The organism is Paenibacillus sp. EKM211P (assembly GCF_011066175.1).
GTDB classification, from domain to species: Bacteria; Bacillota; Bacilli; order Paenibacillales; family Paenibacillaceae; genus Paenibacillus; species Paenibacillus polymyxa.
On sequence record NZ_JAAMNS010000040.1, the window covers coordinates 1 to 2,602 of the forward strand.

General features: G+C 57.1%; 2 protein-coding genes. Both read right to left on the reverse strand.

What is annotated here, in order from left to right:
- Window positions 1–893: condensation domain-containing protein (locus tag G9G57_RS25215; protein ID WP_238799346.1), on the reverse strand; the 893-nt coding region annotated here is incomplete at its 3' end.
- 154 nt (window positions 894–1,047) lie between these two features.
- A partial coding sequence (locus G9G57_RS25220; protein WP_238799347.1) for a condensation domain-containing protein occupies window positions 1,048–2,602 on the reverse strand: 1,555 nt, incomplete at its 5' end.

Here is a 2,602-nt window from a genome sequence, read left to right on the forward strand (position 1 = left end):
CGCTCGTTCAGCTCGCGGTAGGTCAGCTGCCGCTCGTTCATGACGGCGGCCACGTTGTCCGGGTAAAGCTCCGCCTGTTCTTCGAACAAGCCGTAAATCGTTTTCCCCCGCTCGAACCCGGTTTCGGTGTCATTAAATCGCTTCAGCAGCGTCTCCCTCTCGTCCGGGGACAGCACATCGGCTTGTCCAAGCTCCAGATCCGGCTGAAATAAAAGCGCGGACAGCAGCCGAACAAGATGGTCGGCCGCCTGTTCTACAAATGCCCGCTCGTACCGCTGCCCGTCAAAGCTTATTTCCAGCTCGATGGAGTGGTTTTGACGGTCGAAGCGAAAAACCGTATCGGCCGCCACCCGGTTACCCAGCGGTTCCGGATGAATCGGGGCGAAGGATGCGACGGTGTTGACGACCGGGAGACCCTCCCCCGTATAGTCCAGATGGAGCGGCTCCACCATTTTCCGAAAAGGCAGGTGCTGATGCTCCAGCGCCTCGCCGATGGAGGCTTTGATGCCCCCGAGCAGCGTTCTCAGCGTAGTCTCGCGGCTTACGGACGTCTTGATCACCAAGATGTCATGCGGCGGCGGAGTCCCGTCGGGGTCTGCGCTATAAGAAGGCATCCCGACCAGCACTTGGTCCCGCCCGGTATATTTGAACAGCAGGCTTTTTACTCCTGCTAAAACAATCATGTACAAAGCCAAATCCGAACCGTTGGCAAGGCAAATGATTCTCTCCGAGATTTCGCTCGGCAGAGTACGGTGAAGCAAACCCGGCTCGGCCGCAGCTTCCCCGTCGGCCGATAATTTGGAGGATTGACTGTAGGGAAGGAAGCTCAGGCTGTCATCGGCGTCAAACTTGCCGCTCCAGTACCGTTCTTCCTTTTCAAACAAAGATTTCATTCGTACCTCCCCTAAAAATGAAGTGACCGCATGCCCCGGCGCAGGTCCGAAAAAGCTTGCTTTCGGCCTGCGCGTTTACGGGCTTGGACGTTGTTCGCCGTCTTCCTTGGGATGCGCGCCGCTTTCGTTTGACGGCGGAGGCGCGCTTGTAGGATTAGAACGCGAATTCGATCGTATCGACGGCACTCTTTGCGCCTGCCGCCGGTTTATGGCATTCAATCCGGCTTAGCTCGAGTTGTGGATTTTCCGCAATTTGAGACAGTACCCGCAGGTAATCCTCGGTCAAGGTGCGGATCATCGCTTCTTTGAACAGCTTGGTGGCGTAGAAGAAGCCCCCGCTCAGCGCCCCGTTGTTTTCATACATAAACAGCGTCAGATCGAACTTCGCTTCTTCTAAATGGTCAAGCTCGTAAGTCTTCAGGCTGACCCCTTCCAGCTCGGCGTCTCGTTCTTCGATATTTTGCAAGTCGAAAACGGCATCGAACAGCGGGAAGCGGCCCGGCTCCCGCTTCACATTCAAACGCTCCACGAGCTCCTCGAATGGATAGTCCTGGTTCTCGAAAGCACCCAAAGCCGTTTCCTTCACTTCTTCCAGGTAGGACAAGAACGTCTTGTCGCCCGAAGGACGATTGCGGATCGCCAGCGTATTGACAAACATCCCGATGACCGATTCCAAATCGGCGTTCGTTCTTCCCGCCACCGGGGTGCCCACGATCAAGTCCTCCTGCCCGCTGTACTTGGACAGCAGCACGGTATAAGCCGCAAGCAGCACCATGAACAGCGTGCTTTCACGCTCGGCCGCCAATTCGCGCAGCCGCGCAGAGAGAGAAGCTTCGACGTTGAACTCCAGATGCGCGCCTTCGTAGCTGCGAGCCGCGGACCGTTCGTAGTCGATCGGCAGGTCCGCCGTCGGCAGCTCGCCTTCGAAGGTTTGCAGCCAGTACGCTTCCTGCCGCCCGATCCGCTCTCGGTGGGCCTTCGACTGCTGCCAAACGGCATAATCCTTGTATTGAATGCGCAGTGGCGGCAGTTCTTCCCCGGCGTAGAAACTTGAGAACTCATCGATCACAATCGCCATCGATACGCCGTCAGACACCATATGGTGCATGTCGAAAAGGAGAATATGCAGGTTCGGCTCCAGCTCGATGACCCCGGCGCGCAGCAGCGGCGGCTTGCCGAGATCAAACGGACGAATGAAGCTGCGGACGATCTGCTCGATTTGAGCCGCATCCTCTTTATCTGCTTGATGATGCTCGATAGCAAAATCGACCTGCGGGTAAACCCGCTGAACCGCTTCGCCCTTCACGATTTCAAAACCGGTGCGCAGCGATTCATGCCGTGTTATCAATTTCCGCAAGGCGGCTTCCAACCGGTCTAAATCAAACTCGCCTTCCACCTGCACCAACTCCGGCATGTTGTAAAGCTGATCCGCTCCATCCAGCGTATGCTGAATGAACAGCCGTTTCTGCGCGGAGGACAGAGGGTAGTACTCTCTCTCCTCCGCTTGAGGAATGGCCTCATGCTCCCGCCGTTCCATCCGGGCGATCGCCTCAGCCATCGCCGCAATCGTCGAGTGACGGAATACGTCGCGCAGCGGCAGGTTGACGTTTAATTCCTTAAATACCTTGCCCGCCAGCGTCGTCGCCCGCAGGGAGTGGCCGCCGATGTCGAAGAAGTTGTCGTGAACGCCAATCTCCTTCGCAAGCCCC